Source organism: Bacillus sp. PS217 (assembly GCF_037963535.1).
GTDB classification, from domain to species: Bacteria; Bacillota; Bacilli; order Bacillales; family Bacillaceae; genus Bacillus; species Bacillus subtilis.
In genome coordinates this window covers 3,096,155-3,112,918 of sequence record NZ_CP150157.1, presented here as the reverse complement: position 1 = coordinate 3,112,918, position 16,764 = coordinate 3,096,155, and the positions used below count along the sequence as shown (strand labels likewise).

Sequence of the window (16,764 nt, the reverse complement as noted above, 5' to 3'; positions counted from 1 at the left end):
TATTAAAAAAGGGCTGGTTCGTGATTCCGCTTTCTGCCCAGTTGCTTCCGCCTAATTTCAGATGTACAAACATCGGGATGCGCTCTTGGAATATCATGTAATAAACATGAGCTGAGGGGAAAATACCATGATAAAAAAAGCGATTATTCCTGCAGGCGGATTCGGCACGAGAAATCTGCCGGTGACGAAGGTGATTCCGAAAGAAATGTTTCCGGTAGGATCTAAGCCTGTGATTCATTATCTTGTTGAAGAATTAAAGGAGTCAGGCATTGAGGACATTTTGATGGTTGTATCGAACCATAAAAATCTGATTGTCGACTATTTTGATTCCTCTTTGGCACTTGAGGCTTTTTTGGCCTCTAAGAATAAACTGCATTTGCTTAGTGAGCATCCCATTCCGAATATACGGATTCACTATGTGCGGCAGCCTTATGCAAAGGGTCTTGGCGACGCCATTTCTTTTGGAAAGCAATTTGCAGGCAAAGAGCCTTTTGCCGTCGTTTTGCCAGATGATCTGATTTTTTCCGCCAATCAGCCGGCTTTGGGGCAGCTGATTGAAGCGTATACGAAATATCAGTCCAGTGTGATCGGCTTAAAAGAAACAAAAACGGAGGATTTACATCATTACGGGGTGATAAAAGGGGAGCCTGTTGAAAAAGGGCTTTATCGCATACAGGATATTGTGGAAAAGCCTAAACAAAACCCTCCGTCTCATTTTGCCGCAGCAGGGCGTTATATTTTCACACCGGATATTTTTAATGAGCTGGAGGCATTAGAAGCTGATAGCGGAGGAGAAGTGCAGGTAACGGATGCGATAAAAGCTTCGCTCGGGGCATGTACCGTATACGGGAAATTGCTAGAGGGCGAGCGGTATGACATCGGCCTGCAAAAGGATTATCTGAAGCTGATTTACGATATGCTGAAAACGGAAAAGAACCCCCAATAATCGGGGGTTCAATCAGCGTGGAGATCGCCGAATGTGGTCATGATTCCCTCTTCGTCAAGTTCTTCTTCATAGCGCTCATGGGCTCTGCTTTGATAAACGGTAATTTCTTTTCCAGTGATATCTGTAGCGATGAAATTTTCGTAAGACTCCGTATTGCCGATATTCTCTTCGGCATTCATCGTCATATCATCATAGCTGAGCGGAGGGTTTTCCATATCCTGCGGCGTTTGTGAGTTCCCATATTTTTCGACATCCTGATAGGAATCCTCACTGTCATATGGCGCTCTGATTTCTTCATCATCATCAAATTCAAATTGCCCGAATGGTGTTTCTTCTTCAATCGGACGGTCTCTGGAAACCACGTCCTGTGACGAATACTCCGCGAGGGTTGTGGCAGTCGGAAGCGCTTCAAGTCGTTCGAAAGGGATTTCCTTTCCGCTGACTTCACAAATGCCATACGTACCGTTTTCTATCGCCTTTAATGAATGCTCAATGTCCCGAAGGTGCTCTCGCTCATGCAAGTCTAGAGCGATGTCTTTCTCACGCTCGTAAAGTTCTGTCGCCTGATCGCCGGGATGGTTGTCGTATGCCGAAAGCTCGCCCCACGAATCATAAGGAAAGGCTGAGTTAAGCTGAAAATGGTCATTGTCTTTGAAACGGTTTAAGATATCTTTTTTCGTTTGTTCCAGTTCATTTTTTAAATGCTGAAGCTGTTCTTTCGTAAGCAATGTGATCGCCTCGTTTCTCTGTGATGCATACCTTTAGTATGAACAGATCGCCTGAGAACTTTCATAAATGGCGGGTGGAGGAATATAGGAGGTTTTCCTTTTATGGTAAGCGGATACAACCTTTGCTATCAGTGGAGAAAGAAATTTAAGCTTTGTTTCTTTTTCATTTCTGCAATTAGGTTTATAATAGGTAAGGCAGGCCATTTGGACTGCATGATCTGTGTTTGACACAAAGGAGACACAGGTGTATGGTATTAAAAGCATTTTAAGGATTATGGAGGAATGTCTCATGGTGACAACGGTGCAGCGTACGTTCCGAAAGGAAGTTCTACATGCATTACATAAAGCCAAAGAAGTCAACCATGCTGTCTTAATAAGCTATTCGAGACAAATCGAGTCTCTTGACCCTCTATCATTTTTCAATTACGGAGCAAAAAAATATACAGGCAATCGATTTTTTTGGTCAGATCCTGAAAGTGAATTGACAATAGTCGGTCTTGGCAAAGAAGCGGTTTTCCAGACAAATCAAAAAAACAGCGAGCGGTATCGTGAGGTTTTTGAACAATGGGAGCGCTTTAAAAAGACGGCTTTTCATATTTATGAAGAAGAAAAGCTGCAGCATTCTGCAGTGGGACCTGTGTTATTCGGAGGATTTTCTTTTGACCCTTGCGAAGAAAGAGGTTCACAATGGGACCATTTCTCGGAAGGGGATTTCTTTGTGCCTGCGCTTATGCTGACGATGACTTCTGAAGGCCCGTTCTTAACAGTTAACAGATGGGTAAGCGGAGGAGAAGACGCAGAAGCTGTTTTAGAAGGTTTAAAAGCTTTTGCGGCGGAATTTATGGTTCCCGATTTCAAGCAAGAAGATCAGGCTGTGATTGCAGCAGCCGAAGAGCTGGATAAGGATGATTGGCTGAAAGCAATCGAAACGGCCACAAGCCAAATTAAAGAGAAACAATATGATAAGGTTGTTCTTGCCCGAGAGCTGCTGCTCACGTTTGACGGTCCAATCCAAATTGAACCGGTGCTTAAAACGCTTCTGGACGATCAGCAGACAAGCTATGTTTTTGCAATTGAACAAGAAGGCAAAACCTTTGTCGGCGCGTCTCCGGAAAGACTGATCAAAAGAGACGGCGGCACTGTCATGTCTTCCTGTCTGGCAGGCTCCATTAAACGAGGCGTGAATGAAGAAGACGACCGCCGGATAGGCCTTGAATTATTAAACGATGAGAAAAACCTGCTTGAGCATGATATTGTGGTAGGTATGATTCATAATGCTTTTGTATCAAGCTGTTCAGAGGTTGAAAAGCCTGATGGACCTGTTTTGTACAAAACAAAAAGCGTTCAGCACCTGTTTACGCCGATTGTCGGACAGCTGCGCGAGTCTGCATCGATTTTTGACTTAATTGAGAAGCTGCATCCCACTCCGGCGCTCGGGGGAGCACCTCAGGAAAAAGCTGTTGACGTGATCAGGGAGATTGAACCGATGTCTCGCGGCTGGTATGCGGCCCCTATCGGCTGGATTGACAGCCAGGATAACGGGGAATTCGCGGTCGCCATTCGTTCAGGGCTCATCGAAGGAAGCACAGCAAGGCTGTTTGCCGGGTGCGGTATTGTGGAAGACTCGGAACCAATCTCGGAATATGAAGAAACACAGATTAAATTGAAGCCGATGATCTCTGCATTAGGAGGTGAGAGGCGTTGACAGTCAACCCGATTACTCATTACATCGGAAGTTTTATTGATGAATTCGCCCTTTCCGGAATTACGGACGCCGTCGTTTGTCCGGGCTCAAGATCTACACCGCTGGCTGTTCTTTGTGCTGCGCATCCCGATATCAGCGTCCATGTCCAAATTGATGAAAGGTCTGCCGGATTTTTTGCATTAGGTTTGGCAAAAGCGAAGCAGCGTCCCGTACTATTGATCTGTACATCTGGAACAGCCGCGGCCAACTTTTATCCGGCTGTGGTTGAAGCCCATTATTCAAGGGTGCCTATTATTGTGTTAACTGCTGATCGGCCTCATGAGCTGCGCGAAGTAGGCGCACCGCAGGCTATTAATCAGCACTTCTTATTCGGTAACTTTGTTAAGTTTTTCACAGACTCTGCTCTTCCTGAAGAGTCTCCGCAAATGCTGAGATACATCCGAACGCTGGCAAGCCGCGCTGCCGGAGAAGCACAAAAGCGCCCGATGGGGCCTGTCCATGTGAATGTGCCGCTGCGCGAACCGCTGATGCCGGATCTTTCAGATGAGCCGTTTGGAAGAATGAGAACAGGCCGTCATGTGTCTGTGAAAACGGGTACGCAGTCTGTTGACCGAGAGTCCCTGTCTGATGTGGCTGAGATGCTCGCAGAGGCTGAAAAAGGAATGATCGTCTGCGGAGAGCTCCATAGTGATGCGGACAAGGAAAACATTATTGCGCTGTCAAAAGCGCTTCAGTATCCAATTTTAGCAGATCCGCTGTCTAATCTGCGGAATGGTGTTCATGATAAAAGCACTGTTATTGATGCGTATGATTCGTTTTTAAAAGATGATGAGCTGAAGCGGAAACTCCGTCCTGATGTTGTCATTCGGTTTGGACCGATGCCTGTTTCAAAACCGGTTTTCTTATGGCTTAAGGATGATCCGACGATTCAGCAAATCGTGATTGACGAGGATGGAGGGTGGAGAGACCCGACACAGGCAAGCGCGCATATGATTCATTGTAATGCGTCTGTTTTTGCTGAGGAGATCATGGCAGGCCTTACTGCTGCCACCAGATCCTCAGAGTGGCTGGAAAAGTGGCAGTTTGTCAATGGGCGGTTCCGCGAGCATCTGCAAACAATCAGCAGTGAAGATGTTTCGTTTGAAGGCAATCTCTATCGAATCCTTCAGCATCTTGTGCCTGAAAACAGCTCGCTGTTTGTGGGAAACAGCATGCCGATCAGGGATGTTGATACGTTTTTTGAAAAGCAGGACCGCCCTTTCCGGATTTATTCAAACCGGGGAGCAAACGGGATAGACGGTGTCGTCTCCTCTGCCATGGGGGTATGTGAAGGAACAAAAGCGCCTGTTACCCTTGTGATTGGAGATTTATCTTTTTATCATGATTTAAACGGCCTGCTGGCGGCCAAAAAGCTGGGTATTCCTCTTACTGTGATTCTTGTCAATAATGATGGAGGAGGGATTTTCTCCTTTTTGCCGCAGGCTTCTGAGAAGACACACTTTGAAGATTTGTTCGGCACACCGACAGGGCTCGATTTCAAGCATGCGGCTGCACTTTACGGCGGAACGTATTCATGCCCGGCTTCTTGGGATGAATTCAAAACAGCTTACGCGCCGCAGGCAGACAAGCCCGGACTCCATTTGATTGAAATCAAAACGGATCGCCAATCAAGAGTCCAGCTTCATCGCGATATGCTGAATGAGGCTGTGCGGGAAGTGAAAAAACAATGGGAACTGTAAACATAACGGTATCAGATGGTGTCCGATATGCAGTGGCAGACGAGGGACCGAATGCTTCCGAAGCCGTCGTCTGTCTGCATGGGTTTACCGGCAGCAAACAATCATGGACTTTTCTTGATGAAATGCTGCCTGATTCCCGTTTGATCAAAATTGATTGTTTAGGGCATGGGGAAACCGATGCCCCGCTGAATGGGAAAAGATACAGCACAACCCGGCAAGTTTCTGACCTTGCCGAGATTTTTGATCAATTAAAACTTCACAAAGTGAAATTGATTGGGTATTCTATGGGAGGAAGGCTTGCTTACTCTTTTGCGATGACATATCCCGAGCGGGTATCGGCACTTGTGCTTGAAAGCACGACGCCGGGGCTCAAAACACTTGGGGAACGGCGGGAACGAATCATGCGGGACCGGAAGCTTGCTGATTTTATTTTACGAGACGGGCTCGAAGCGTTTGTTGCGTATTGGGAGAATATCCCTTTGTTTTCATCTCAGCAGAGGCTGGCTGAAGATATTCGGTACAGGATACGATCGGGCCGTCTGCGGAACAATAAGATTGGGCTTGCGAACAGTTTAACCGGCATGGGCACCGGTTCACAGCCTTCCTTGTGGAGCCGTGTAGAGGAAATAGATGTTCCTGTGCTTCTGATCTGCGGGGAGTGGGACGAAAAATTTTGCGCCATCAATCAAGAGGTGCATAAGATGCTTCCTTCTAGTAGAATAGAGATTGTTCCAAAAGCAGGACATACGGTCCATGTGGAGCAGCCGCGATTGTTTGGTAAAATAGTGAGTGAGTTTTTGACAAGCATCTGACTCATTCACATAGAGAATAAAAGGAGGTCATCATATGGCTGAATGGAAAACAAAACGGACATACGATGAGATATTGTATGAAACGTATAATGGCATTGCAAAAATAACAATCAACCGACCTGAGGTACATAATGCGTTTACCCCTAAAACGGTTGCTGAAATGATTGATGCGTTTGCTGACGCAAGAGACGACCAAAACGTTGGGGTTATCGTGCTTGCCGGTGCAGGGGACAAAGCATTTTGTTCTGGCGGAGACCAAAAAGTGCGCGGCCACGGTGGATATGTAGGAGACGACCAGATCCCTCGTCTTAACGTATTGGATCTTCAGCGTTTAATCCGCGTCATCCCGAAACCGGTTGTTGCGATGGTGTCCGGCTATGCGATCGGCGGAGGCCATGTGCTTCACATCGTATGTGACTTGACAATTGCTGCGGACAACGCAATTTTCGGACAAACAGGCCCTAAAGTGGGAAGCTTCGATGCAGGTTACGGTTCTGGCTACCTGGCTCGAATTGTAGGACATAAAAAAGCACGTGAAATCTGGTACCTATGCCGTCAGTACAACGCACAGGAAGCACTGGACATGGGTCTTGTCAACACAGTCGTTCCTTTGGAACAGCTTGAAGAAGAAACGATTAAATGGTGTGAAGAAATGCTTGAAAAAAGCCCGACCGCACTGCGCTTTCTTAAAGCTGCGTTTAACGCGGACACAGACGGACTTGCTGGAATTCAGCAGTTTGCAGGGGATGCTACCCTTCTTTACTACACAACAGATGAAGCAAAAGAAGGCCGTGATTCCTTTAAGGAAAAACGCAAACCTGATTTCGGACAGTTCCCTCGTTTTCCGTGATCAGCAATACCTAGTAAACCAACAGCTTGAGACTTTGCGGTCCAAGCTGTTTTCTTTTCAATACAGACATTTTACCTCGGAGATGATGACATGCTGACAGAACAGCCCAACTGGCTCATGCAGCGGGCACAGCTGACACCTGAGAGAATCGCTCTCATCTATGAAGACCAAACCGTGACATTTGCAGAATTGTTTGCCGCGTCTAAGCGAATGGCGGAACAGCTTGCCGCTCATTCGGTTCGAAAAGGGGATACTGCGGCTATTTTGCTCCAAAACCGTGCGGAAATGGTATACGCCGTTCACGCTTGTTTTTTGCTTGGTGTTAAGGCGGTGCTTTTGAATACGAAGCTGTCAACACATGAAAGGCTGTTTCAGCTGGAGGATTCGGGATCCGGCTTTTTATTGACAGATTCAAGCTTTGAGAAGAAAGAATATGAACACATCGTTCAAACGATTGATGTGGATGAACTGATGAAAGAAGCAGCAGAGGAAATTGAGATCGAGGCTTATATGCAAATGGATGCAACGGCAACGCTGATGTATACGTCGGGTACGACAGGAAAGCCCAAGGGAGTTCAGCAAACGTTCGGAAACCATTATTTCAGTGCGGTGTCGTCCGCTCTTAATTTGGGTATAACAGAACAAGACCGCTGGCTTATCGCATTGCCGCTCTTTCATATCAGCGGATTGTCCGCATTATTTAAATCTGTGATCTATGGAATGACTGTCGTGCTTCACCAGCGTTTTTCCGTAAGCGATGTGCTGGATTCTATCAACAGGCATGAAGTGACAATGATATCTGCGGTGCAGACTATGCTGGCCAGTCTTTTGGAAGAAACAAACCGCTGCCCTGAATCCATCAGATGCATTCTTCTCGGCGGCGGTCCTGCACCGCTGCCATTGCTTGAGGAATGCCGTGAGAAAGGATTCCCTGTCTTTCAGTCATATGGAATGACAGAAACATGCTCGCAAATTGTTACCCTGTCGCCGGAATTCAGTATGGAAAAGCTCGGATCTGCGGGGAAACCGCTGTTTTCGTGTGAAATCAAAATAGAGCGGGACGGACAGGTATGTGAACCGTTTGAACACGGTGAAATCATGGTCAAAGGCCCGAATGTCATGAAAAGCTATTTTAACCGGGAGAGCGCAAACGTAGCCTCTTTTCAAAATGGCTGGCTGAAAACAGGTGATCTTGGTTATTTGGACAGCGAAGGCTTTTTATATGTATTAGACAGACGTTCAGATCTGATCATTTCTGGCGGAGAAAACATTTATCCGGCCGAAGTGGAGTCAGTGCTGCTTTCACACCCCGCTGTGGCCGAAGCCGGGGTTTCAGGGGCTGAAGACAAAAAATGGGGGAAAGTGCCTCATGCCTATCTTGTCCTTCACAAGCCTGTGAGCGCAGAAGAATTGACTGCCTACTGTAAAGAACGCTTGGCGAAGTATAAAATTCCGGCGAAATTCTTTGTGCTTGACCGCCTGCCGCGCAATGCGTCTAATAAGCTCTTGCGAAATCAGCTGAAGGATGCGCGTAAAGGAGAACTGCTATGATCGAAATAGAAAAAATCACGCTTTACCATTTGAGCATGAACTTAAAGAAACCGTTTAAAAACAGTATCGAAACGCTTCAAGAGCGTAAATTTCTGATCGTGGAAGCCATTGATACATCAGGTGTCACAGGCTGGGGAGAAGTTTCCGCTTTCTCTTCGCCTTGGTACACCGAGGAAACCATTGGAACATGTTTGCATATGCTAAAAGATTTTTTTATCCCAAATGTCGTCGGCCGTGAATTCAATCATCCTTCAGAAGTGCCGGACAGCCTGGCGCGTTATAAAGGAAACCGGATGGCAAAAGCGGGACTTGAATCGGCTGTATGGGATATCTATGCCAAAAAGAAGGGCGTATCCCTTGCTGAGGCATTGGGCGGAACAAGAGATAAAGTCCCTGCCGGCGTGGTAGTCGGACTGGCGCCTCTTGACGATATGCTGAAGGAAATAGAGAGCTATCAAAAAGAAGGTTATCAAAGAATAAAAATTAAAATTCAGCCTGGGCAGGATGTGGAATTGGTCAAGGCCATCCGCAGCCGATTCCCAAACATCCCGCTTATGGCCGATGCCAATTCCTCTTACGAACTGAAGGATATCAGCCGCTTAAAGGAGCTTGATGACTACCATTTAATGATGATTGAGCAGCCTCTTCAATCCGACGATATCGTTGACCACCGCCACCTGCAGAAACATTTGAAAACGGCCATTTGCCTTGATGAGAGCATTTGTTCAGTTGATGATGCGAGACGGGCGATTGAGCTAGGAAGCTGCAAAATTATTAATATAAAACCTTCTCGTGTCGGCGGCTTAACAGAAGCCTTAAAAATTCATGATTTATGCCAAGAGCATCATATGCAAGTTTGGTGCGGCGGAATGCTGGAAACAGGCATATCAAGAGCGCAGAACGTGGCGCTTGCTTCACTGCCTCAATTCACAATACCTGGCGATATATCTTCATCCTCACGCTATTGGGATGAAGATATTGTAACTCCTGATATTCGTATTGATAATGGATTTATTTCTGTGTCAAAACAGCCTGGTTTAGGAGTTGAGGTAAACCAAGACATTATGCGAAAATATGTGACCAAAATGGATGTTTTCACACAGCATGGTTAAGAAAAAAGCATTTTGCTATTTTGAATAAATGACACTGTGCTGTTACAGTAAAAGTGTTCGTTGAATACATCCCTTCTCGTTTGGACCGGCTGCTGACCCAGCCGGTTTTTTTATGTAAATTAGCTTGACAAAAATGGCCAAACGCGATAATTTTGCACAAGGGAAACTTTTTGTCCTGTGTAAATAAAACATGCTTTTGGCTAATTTAATGTCACATGTCTAAGAACTGACAACATAAGATAAAACAATCGGACATTGATGGCAAAGAGGAGGAGAAATATGAGACGAGGGCTGATGGCAGCAGTACTTTTTGTGACCTTTGCTTTAACGGGATGCGGAACGGATTCAGCCGGAAAAAGCGCTGATCAGCAATTACAAGTGACAGCGACAACATCTCAAATTGCCGATGCAGCAGAAAACATCGGAGGTAAGCATGTAAAAGTCACCTCTTTAATGGGACCGGGGGTTGATCCGCACCTTTACAAAGCTTCCCAAGGTGACACGAAAAAATTAATGTCTGCCGATGTTATTCTGTACAGCGGGTTGCATTTGGAAGGGAAAATGGAGGATGTCCTCCAAAAAATCGGCGAACAAAAACAATCGGCAGCAGTAGCTGAGGCCATTCCGAAAAATAAGCTTATTCCCGCGGGGGAAGGCAAGACGTTTGATCCCCACGTCTGGTTCAGCATTCCGTTATGGATCTATGCGGTGGATGAAATTGAAGCGCAATTCAGCAAAGCAATGCCTCAGCACGCAGATGCCTTTCGGAAAAATGCCAAAGAGTACAAAGAAGATTTGCAATATTTAGATAAGTGGTCGCGTAAGGAGATCGCACATATTCCGGAGAAAAGCCGTGTGCTTGTGACTGCTCATGATGCGTTTGCGTACTTTGGGAATGAGTATGGATTTAAGGTAAAAGGCCTGCAGGGACTCAGCACAGATTCGGACTATGGATTAAGGGATGTTCAGGAGCTGGTTGATCTTCTGACAGAAAAACAAATAAAAGCTGTGTTCGTAGAAAGCAGTGTATCTGAAAAATCAATCAATGCAGTGGTGGAAGGCGCTAAAGAAAAAGGCCATACAGTCACAATCGGCGGTCGGCTTTATTCGGATGCCATGGGTGAAAAGGGCACAAAAGAAGGCACATACGAAGGAATGTTCCGCCACAATATCAACACGATTACTAAAGCGCTTAAATAAAGAAAAGAGGTGGAGGATATGTTCCCTGTTGAGCTTGATAATGTGACGGTTGCTTATCATAAAAAGCCTGTACTGCAGGACATTTCGCTGCAGGTGCCTGAAGGAAAACTTATTGGCATTATCGGCCCAAACGGCGCGGGAAAATCAACCTTGATCAAAACGATTCTCGGTCTTGTGCCCCGAGCTTCCGGAGACATCTCTATTTACGGCAAAGACTATAAGGATCAGCGGACCAGAATCGGATATGTTCCGCAGCGCGGCTCGGTTGACTGGGATTTCCCCACAAGCGCGCTCGATGTCGTCCTAATGGGAAGATACGGGAGAATCGGTTTATTAAAGAGGACAAAGAAAGCGGATGTGGAGATGGCGAAGGCCGCATTAGCAAAAGTCGGGATGCTTGATTATGCGAAGAGGCAGATCAGCCACCTGTCAGGCGGCCAGCAGCAGCGGGTGTTTCTTGCCCGGGCACTCTGCCAGAACGCTGACATTTATTTTATGGATGAACCGTTTGCAGGTGTCGATGCAGCGACGGAGCGCGCGATTATGACGCTGTTGGCAGAACTCAAAGAAAAAGGAAAAACCGTGCTTGTCGTCCATCATGACCTGCAGACCGCCGAGGATTATTTCGATTGGATCTTACTGCTTCATTTAAGAAAAATCGCTTTCGGACCGGCGGAAAACGTTTTTACGATCGAAAACCTGCAAAAAACATATGGAGGAAGGCTTACGTTTTTAAAAGATAAAGTGCTGGCAGAAGGACATAAGGAGTGAGCGCGATGTTTGAAAGTTTGTGGCTGCAGCTCCAGCATCCGAATACACAGTGGGTGCTGGCCGGTACGCTTTTGCTCGGGATGGCAAGCGGTGTTTTGGGCAGCTTTGTGCTGCTGAGAAAGCAAAGTTTAATCGGCGATGCGATGGCCCATTCAGCTCTGCCGGGAGTGTGTCTCGCTTTTCTGTTCACCGGGCAAAAATCACTGCCTTTCTTTTTGCTGGGTGCGGCGCTCGCCGGACTGCTCGGAACGTTTTGTATTCAGCTGATTCCGCGGCTTTCAAAAACAAAGGAGGACTCGGCGATCGGGATTGTTCTTTCTGTGTTTTTTGGCGTCGGGATCATTCTGCTGACATATATTCAGCAACAGGGGGCGGGAAGCCAAAGCGGGCTTGACTCTTTTTTATTCGGCCAGGCTGCTTCATTGGTCAGGCAGGATATCATCCTTATTGCAGGAATATCCGCTGTTCTACTGCTCCTATGTATTGTTTTCTTTAAGGAATTTACATTGATTACTTTTGATCTCGCGTTTGCAAAGGGATTAGGAATCCCTGTACGTTTTTTAAACGGGCTTTTGGCTTGTCTGATTGTCTGTGCTGTCGTCATTGGGCTTCAGACTGTTGGTGTGATATTAATGGCGGCTATGCTGATTACACCTGCCATAGCTGCGAGATATTGGACCGAACGATTAACCGGGATGATCGTCATTGCCGGGATTACAGGCGGGGTCAGCGGCGCGGCCGGAACCCTGCTTAGCACCACGATGAAGGGAATGGCGACAGGGCCATTAATGATCTTATCTGCAACGCTGCTCTTTCTTGTTTCAATGATTTGCGCGCCTAAGCGGGGATTGGCTGCTAAAGCCATAAGGCTGATGAGGCTGCGGCGCAGAACAAGCAGGGAGCAAGTGCTTTTGGCGATTTATGAACAGTATGAAAAGAATAATCTTTGTGTAACTGTTGAAAGTGTAAGAAAGAAAAGACGCCTATCCCCTTCATTATGCCTTAAGGCATTAAATGACTTGGAACAAGAGAGTTGCATTGAGCGTATCGAAAATGGGATTTGGGAAATCACAAGCAAAGGGATAGAAAAAGGCTATCACACAGCTTTGAAGCAGCGAATGTATGAAGTGTATCTCATGCATGAAATGGAACTTGCCAATATAGAATCCGGTCAGGACTACTTTGACCCGGACCGTTTACCGAGAGAAACGAGAGAGCGGCTTTATTCACTCTTAAAGCTGTATGGACGGATGCCTGAGCGTCGAAAAGCGTCTCATGATGCCGAGAAGGGACAGATCGCAAATGAGTTTTGAAGCATGGATTATAGCTACCGGTGTATTAGTCGGTGTAAGCTGCGGATTGATCGGCACATTTCTTGTGCTGAGAAGCATGGCGATGCTGGCCGACGCAATCAGTCATACAGTGTTGCTTGGCATTGTCGGCGCTTTTCTAGTGACGGGAAGTCTCGATGGGATTTCTATGTTTATCGGCGCAGCCGCAACCGGTCTGTTAACGGCTTTCTTGGTTCAGCTTCTTCATAGCAAGGGGGTTCAATCAGATGCTGCCATAGGAGTTGTGTTTACATCTTTATTTGCAATCGGGGTTATTTTGCTTTCTGTCTATGGAGCGAATGTCCATCTCGATATTGAGCACTCGTTAATGGGAGAAATCGCTTTTGTGCCGTGGAATATGGTGACGGTATTCGGGGTTGATATTGGGCCGAAAGCGTTTTGGATGCTGGCATCTGTTCTGGTTTTAAACGTAGTGTTGATCAGTGTGTGCTATAAGGAGTTTAAAATCGCTTCGTTTGATCCTCAAATGGCTTTAGCCTTGGGAATACCGGTTTTGCTCATTCATTACGTGCAAATGGGCATGCTGTCCCTGACGACTGTTGCTTCCTTTGATTCGGTGGGTGCTGTATTGGTTGTGGCCATGCTGATTGTTCCGCCTGCTGCGGCACATTTGCTGACAGACCGGCTTCTTTATATGCTGATTCTCAGCGCGTTGATTGGCGGGCTGTCGGCGGTCATGGGCTATTTCTTCGCAACGTGGCTTAATGTTTCGATTTCAGGAGCGATGGCGGCCATGACAGGTGTATGTTATGCAAGCGCCTTTTTGTTTTCACCTGCAAACGGGGTCATGACTAAAAAGCTGAGAACACTCAACATGCAAAAAGAAAGAGCTGGCTGATGCAGCTCTTTCTTTTAATTATAAATCATGCGGCTTAAACGTTTTGCAGTCTGTTTCCCGGCTGTTTTCAGCCGTTTCACCAGTATGGCTGACAACATAAATGGCATCAGCGGTGCATTTGTTACCTTTGCCCCAATAAGAACAGTTGTTGACCTCACATAGAATTTTCTGCTCCATGCCATCCCCTCCTTATAAAGGTTCTGGATTAGTATAGCCGGCTGGCTTGCCCTCTATTCCTCCTGGCGGATATAGCGTTTATCTCGCATAAACATTTTCCAGAAGAAATAAAAGCCCGGAAATAGAATGATAAATGCAACGATATACGTTGCAAACAGCGCTCTGAACGTTGCTGGCTCTGTGAAGCCTGACATGACTGTCACATCGGGATAAATCATATACGGAAGATGCGCCCGCCCGTACGCGTAGCTTGCGAGAAAATACTGTATCCCAATCGCAACAAGTGCGAGACGCGGTTTTCCGATGTTTTGACCAAAGCTTTTGTTAGGCAGAAAAAGAGCGATTCCAGCAATGACAAATGTAATGAACGATGCAATAATCCAAGAAAAATCATTCATCATTCCGCTGTACAGCCAGTTTGCTTCATTCCGCATAGTTACCATAATGCATACAGCAAACAACAGTGAAATCGGGCCGGTAATCAGGGCGCTTTTTCTGTAGGCTCGGTACGCATCCTGTTCCTCTGCCACATTTGAAAAATCTGCAAGCAGCAGCGAGGACAAAAATAAGGTGCTTAAAATCGCAAACCCGATAAATGAATAGGCGTTGGGGCTTGAAAAGATTTTAGACATATTTAAGTTATAGATTCCATCCGTTTTTTCTATAAACCCTCCGTGTGTCACAGGAAGCACCAAAATTAAAATAGCAGGAATGATAAAGCCGGAGATGCCGGAAATATATCTTAGCGTTTTCCGCTCCTTTGCTGTATTTGAAAACACGAGAAATCCGCTTCGAATCGCTAAAAGCAGTAAAATCATGCTTCCGGGAATTAATAAAACGGTGCCGAGCACAAATGTCGCGCCGGGGAAAAAACTGAAAAGTGCCACGACGATGGCCACAATAAAGACGTTTGTGACCTCCCAAGTCGGGGACAAAAAGCGATTCGCAATATCGGTGGCCTTCATATGCTCCTTGTTTAAATAGATCATAGACCAAAATCCCGCTCCAAAATCCATTGTCGCCATGACGGCGTAAATAAACACAAAGCCCCAGATAATTGAGATGGCGATCAGAGCGTCAGTTGAAATCTCCATTTGTACGATCTTCCTTCCATTTGGTTTCCTGTTTGCGGAGCCATTACGACTCCGCTGTATTTAAATCTTCGTCAACCGGGTGCTTGCGGAAATAATACAGCAGCACGTAGACGACAGCTGCGCCTAACACGGCATAAACAAATGTGAAAAATAAGAACAGCACCCCGATCGAGCCAGTGGTTGTTACGACATCTGACGTTTTCAGCAAATGATAGATGACCCAAGGCTGCCTCCCCGTACATGCGAAAATCCAGCCGAATTCAATGCCGATGAGACTAAAAGGGCCTGCTGTCATGAAAATGACCAAAAGCCACGTTGGGAAACGGTCTTTCTTGAGCACCTTTCTCCAGACCACACCAATAATAGAATAAAGAATAAGCAGCATGCCTACACCGACCATCGCATTAAACAGCGTGTGAATGAAAAGCGGCGGCCATTCATCTCTCGGAAATGCATTTAATCCTTTTACAACAGTGTCAAAACGGTTCGCTGCCAAAAAGCTTAAAGCCCATGGAATCTCGATTGCCCATTTTACTTTTTCTTCATTCGGGTCGGTAAAACCGCCGATAGCGAGCGGGGCGTGGGATCTTGTTTCAAACAGGCCTTCCGCACCGGCTAATTTTTCGGGCTGGTATTCGTACAGCATCTGTGCAGATTCGTGTCCGTTCAAAGCGGTCAGCAATGAAAAAATACCGCCGATCGTCAGTGCGAGCAAAAGGGCTTTCCGGTGAAAGCGATAGACCTTTTCCTTTTTCCTCGTTCGGATCATTTTATACGCCGCAACAGAAGCCACGATAAACGCACCAGTCATAAACGCGGACAGCACGACATGGCCGGCAGTGATAAAAAAGCTAGGATTAAAAAACGCAGCCCACGGGTCAACATCTGTAATTTTTCCGTTTAAAATTTTAAAACCGGCGGGCGTACCTTCAAAAGCGTGAACATTCGTGATCAGAACAGCGGATGCTGCTGCCCCGACTAACACAAAGAAAACAGCAACAATCCTCATTGCAGGTGACAAACGGTCTGCAGCGTATACATAAATCGACATGAATAGGGCTTCAACAAAAAAAGCATAGATTTCAATTTGAAATGGCAGGGACATCACCCGGCCGATGACTTCCATAAATCCCGGCCATAAAAGCGCGAGCTGAGTGCCCGCGATCGTTCCGGTCGGTATGGCGACCCCCAGCAAAACGGCTTGTGCTTTCGTCCATCTTTTCGCCATGATCGCATAATGGTCATCTTTCGTTTTTTGATAGATCAATTCCGCCACTAAAATCATGAGCGGCAGACCGACTCCGAGTGTTGCGAAAATAATATGAAAGCCCATTGTCGTGCCAAAGAGGCTTCTGGCCAAAACTAAATCATCCACAATCGTAAACCACCTTTCTAAAAAGACGTTCTGTATGTATTTTGGGTTTATTATTTGCTTCCTCGGTTAGATTATTCTTCCTATTCTTAAATGCCATGAGGTTTACGATGCGAAAACAGAGGGAAGGATATAAGAAGATTGACAAAACGTTTGTAAGGTTATAAAATAAAACGTAATTATTACGATTTATTGAAAGGAGATTCACATGAAAGAAGGAATTCATCCGAAGAACCACAAAGTGATATTTCAGGATGTCAACAGCGGCTACCGTTTTCTCAGCACCTCTACGAAAACATCTAATGAAACAGCAGAGTGGGAAGACGGAAACACATATCCTGTCATTAAAGTAGAGGTAAGTTCTGACACGCATCCGTTTTATACAGGCCGCCAGAAATTCAATGAAAAAGGCGGACGAGTTGAGCAGTTCAAAAAACGCTATAACATGGGGAAATAAGGCAGGCCTGAGGGTTTGTCTTTTTTTATTATGACGAATAAACAAGGGTTGTGATATATT

The 16,764-nt window shown here is 46.1% G+C and carries 16 protein-coding genes; 12 read left to right on the top strand and 4 right to left on the bottom strand.

The features are described 5' to 3' along the window. Positions 1-127 precede the first annotated feature (127 nt). Positions 128-946, top strand: a complete 819-nt coding sequence (locus NSQ83_RS16190; RefSeq protein ID WP_088467354.1) for a UTP--glucose-1-phosphate uridylyltransferase — start codon at positions 128-130, stop codon at positions 944-946. Positions 947-954: 8 nt separating this feature from the next. On the opposite strand, the gene NSQ83_RS16185 is transcribed toward NSQ83_RS16190, so the two are convergent. Beyond that, positions 955-1,674 (bottom strand): yteA family sporulation protein, encoded by a 720-nt coding sequence (locus NSQ83_RS16185; protein WP_033884539.1) that lies wholly within the window; start codon positions 1,672-1,674, stop codon positions 955-957. Positions 1,675-1,963: 289 nt separating this feature from the next. Between NSQ83_RS16185 and NSQ83_RS16180 the strand changes: the two genes are divergently transcribed. The 10 genes from NSQ83_RS16180 (at position 1,964) to mntD (ending at position 13,604) form a co-directional block, all read left to right on the top strand. Next, a complete protein-coding gene (locus NSQ83_RS16180; RefSeq protein ID WP_088467352.1) occupies positions 1,964-3,379 on the top strand; it encodes an isochorismate synthase MenF in 1,416 nt (471 codons plus the stop codon). Further along, positions 3,376-5,118 carry a 2-succinyl-5-enolpyruvyl-6-hydroxy-3-cyclohexene-1-carboxylic-acid synthase gene (gene menD / locus NSQ83_RS16175; RefSeq protein ID WP_003229050.1) on the top strand — a complete coding sequence of 581 codons (1,743 nt, stop codon included), beginning with the start codon at positions 3,376-3,378 and terminating at the stop codon, positions 5,116-5,118. The genes NSQ83_RS16180 and menD overlap by 4 nt, the downstream gene beginning before the upstream one ends. Continuing rightward, positions 5,106-5,930 (top strand): 2-succinyl-6-hydroxy-2,4-cyclohexadiene-1-carboxylate synthase, encoded by an 825-nt coding sequence (menH, locus tag NSQ83_RS16170; protein WP_004398592.1) that lies wholly within the window; start codon positions 5,106-5,108, stop codon positions 5,928-5,930. Before menD ends, menH begins: the two co-directional genes overlap by 13 nt. Positions 5,931-5,964: 34 nt before the next feature. Then, positions 5,965-6,780, top strand: coding sequence for a 1,4-dihydroxy-2-naphthoyl-CoA synthase (gene menB, locus NSQ83_RS16165; RefSeq protein ID WP_003229054.1), 816 nt, complete (start codon positions 5,965-5,967; stop codon positions 6,778-6,780). A 90-nt stretch (positions 6,781-6,870) separates the two neighbouring features. After that, positions 6,871-8,331, top strand: coding sequence for an o-succinylbenzoate--CoA ligase (locus NSQ83_RS16160; protein ID WP_160221770.1), 1,461 nt, complete (start codon positions 6,871-6,873; stop codon positions 8,329-8,331). After that, positions 8,328-9,443 (top strand): o-succinylbenzoate synthase, encoded by a 1,116-nt coding sequence (menC, locus tag NSQ83_RS16155; protein ID WP_072175879.1) that lies wholly within the window; start codon positions 8,328-8,330, stop codon positions 9,441-9,443. The genes NSQ83_RS16160 and menC overlap by 4 nt, the downstream gene beginning before the upstream one ends. A 279-nt stretch (positions 9,444-9,722) precedes the next feature. Then, the gene (gene mntA / locus NSQ83_RS16150; RefSeq protein ID WP_198878553.1) at positions 9,723-10,643 is read left to right on the top strand and encodes a manganese ABC transporter substrate-binding protein/adhesin MntA; all 921 of its coding nucleotides are present in this window, start codon (positions 9,723-9,725) and stop codon (positions 10,641-10,643) included. Positions 10,644-10,661: 18 nt separating this feature from the next. Beyond that, positions 10,662-11,414, top strand: coding sequence for a manganese ABC transporter ATP-binding protein MntB (gene mntB / locus NSQ83_RS16145; RefSeq protein ID WP_088467349.1), 753 nt, complete (start codon positions 10,662-10,664; stop codon positions 11,412-11,414). A 5-nt stretch (positions 11,415-11,419) separates the two neighbouring features. Then, the gene (gene mntC / locus NSQ83_RS16140; RefSeq protein ID WP_088467348.1) at positions 11,420-12,727 is read left to right on the top strand and encodes a manganese ABC transporter permease MntC; all 1,308 of its coding nucleotides are present in this window, start codon (positions 11,420-11,422) and stop codon (positions 12,725-12,727) included. Next, positions 12,717-13,604 (top strand): manganese ABC transporter permease MntD, encoded by an 888-nt coding sequence (gene mntD, locus NSQ83_RS16135; RefSeq protein ID WP_088467347.1) that lies wholly within the window; start codon positions 12,717-12,719, stop codon positions 13,602-13,604. Before mntC ends, mntD begins: the two co-directional genes overlap by 11 nt. A gap of 18 nt (positions 13,605-13,622) precedes the next feature. On the opposite strand, the gene NSQ83_RS16130 is transcribed toward mntD, so the two are convergent. Genes NSQ83_RS16130 through NSQ83_RS16120 form a run of 3 tightly spaced genes read right to left on the bottom strand, consistent with a single transcriptional unit; the run spans position 13,623 to position 16,250 of the window. Further along, on the bottom strand, positions 13,623-13,781 hold the full coding sequence (locus tag NSQ83_RS16130) for a DUF1540 domain-containing protein (protein ID WP_003229069.1): 159 nt from the start codon (positions 13,779-13,781) through the stop codon (positions 13,623-13,625). Between the two features lie 53 nt (positions 13,782-13,834). Continuing rightward, positions 13,835-14,875 carry a cytochrome d ubiquinol oxidase subunit II gene (locus NSQ83_RS16125; protein ID WP_046381291.1) on the bottom strand — a complete coding sequence of 347 codons (1,041 nt, stop codon included), beginning with the start codon at positions 14,873-14,875 and terminating at the stop codon, positions 13,835-13,837. Positions 14,876-14,918: 43 nt separating this feature from the next. Then, positions 14,919-16,250, bottom strand: a complete 1,332-nt coding sequence (locus tag NSQ83_RS16120) for a cytochrome ubiquinol oxidase subunit I (RefSeq protein ID WP_003229073.1) — start codon at positions 16,248-16,250, stop codon at positions 14,919-14,921. A 205-nt stretch (positions 16,251-16,455) separates the two neighbouring features. Here NSQ83_RS16120 and NSQ83_RS16115 point away from each other — a divergent pair, with 205 nt between their 5' ends. Continuing rightward, on the top strand, positions 16,456-16,704 hold the full coding sequence (locus tag NSQ83_RS16115) for a type B 50S ribosomal protein L31 (protein ID WP_003219346.1): 249 nt from the start codon (positions 16,456-16,458) through the stop codon (positions 16,702-16,704). Positions 16,705-16,764: the final 60 nt, after the last annotated feature.

Bases quoted from the DNA above. Each gene is read 5' to 3' on its own strand.
- NSQ83_RS16190 (WP_088467354.1), top strand. From the start codon at position 128: ATGATAAAAAAAGCGATTATTCCTGCAGGCGGATTCGGCACGAGAAAT.
- NSQ83_RS16180 (WP_088467352.1), top strand. From the start codon at position 1,964: ATGGTGACAACGGTGCAGCGTACGTTCCGAAAGGAAGTTCTACATGCA.
- menH (WP_004398592.1), top strand. From the start codon at position 5,106: ATGGGAACTGTAAACATAACGGTATCAGATGGTGTCCGATATGCAGTG.
- menB (WP_003229054.1), top strand. From the start codon at position 5,965: ATGGCTGAATGGAAAACAAAACGGACATACGATGAGATATTGTATGAA.
- NSQ83_RS16160 (WP_160221770.1), top strand. From the start codon at position 6,871: ATGCTGACAGAACAGCCCAACTGGCTCATGCAGCGGGCACAGCTGACA.
- menC (WP_072175879.1), top strand. From the start codon at position 8,328: ATGATCGAAATAGAAAAAATCACGCTTTACCATTTGAGCATGAACTTA.
- mntA (WP_198878553.1), top strand. From the start codon at position 9,723: ATGAGACGAGGGCTGATGGCAGCAGTACTTTTTGTGACCTTTGCTTTA.
- mntB (WP_088467349.1), top strand. From the start codon at position 10,662: ATGTTCCCTGTTGAGCTTGATAATGTGACGGTTGCTTATCATAAAAAG.
- mntC (WP_088467348.1), top strand. From the start codon at position 11,420: ATGTTTGAAAGTTTGTGGCTGCAGCTCCAGCATCCGAATACACAGTGG.
- mntD (WP_088467347.1), top strand. From the start codon at position 12,717: ATGAGTTTTGAAGCATGGATTATAGCTACCGGTGTATTAGTCGGTGTA.
- NSQ83_RS16130 (WP_003229069.1), bottom strand. From the start codon at position 13,781: ATGGAGCAGAAAATTCTATGTGAGGTCAACAACTGTTCTTATTGGGGC.
- NSQ83_RS16125 (WP_046381291.1), bottom strand. From the start codon at position 14,875: ATGGAGATTTCAACTGACGCTCTGATCGCCATCTCAATTATCTGGGGC.
- NSQ83_RS16115 (WP_003219346.1), top strand. From the start codon at position 16,456: ATGAAAGAAGGAATTCATCCGAAGAACCACAAAGTGATATTTCAGGAT.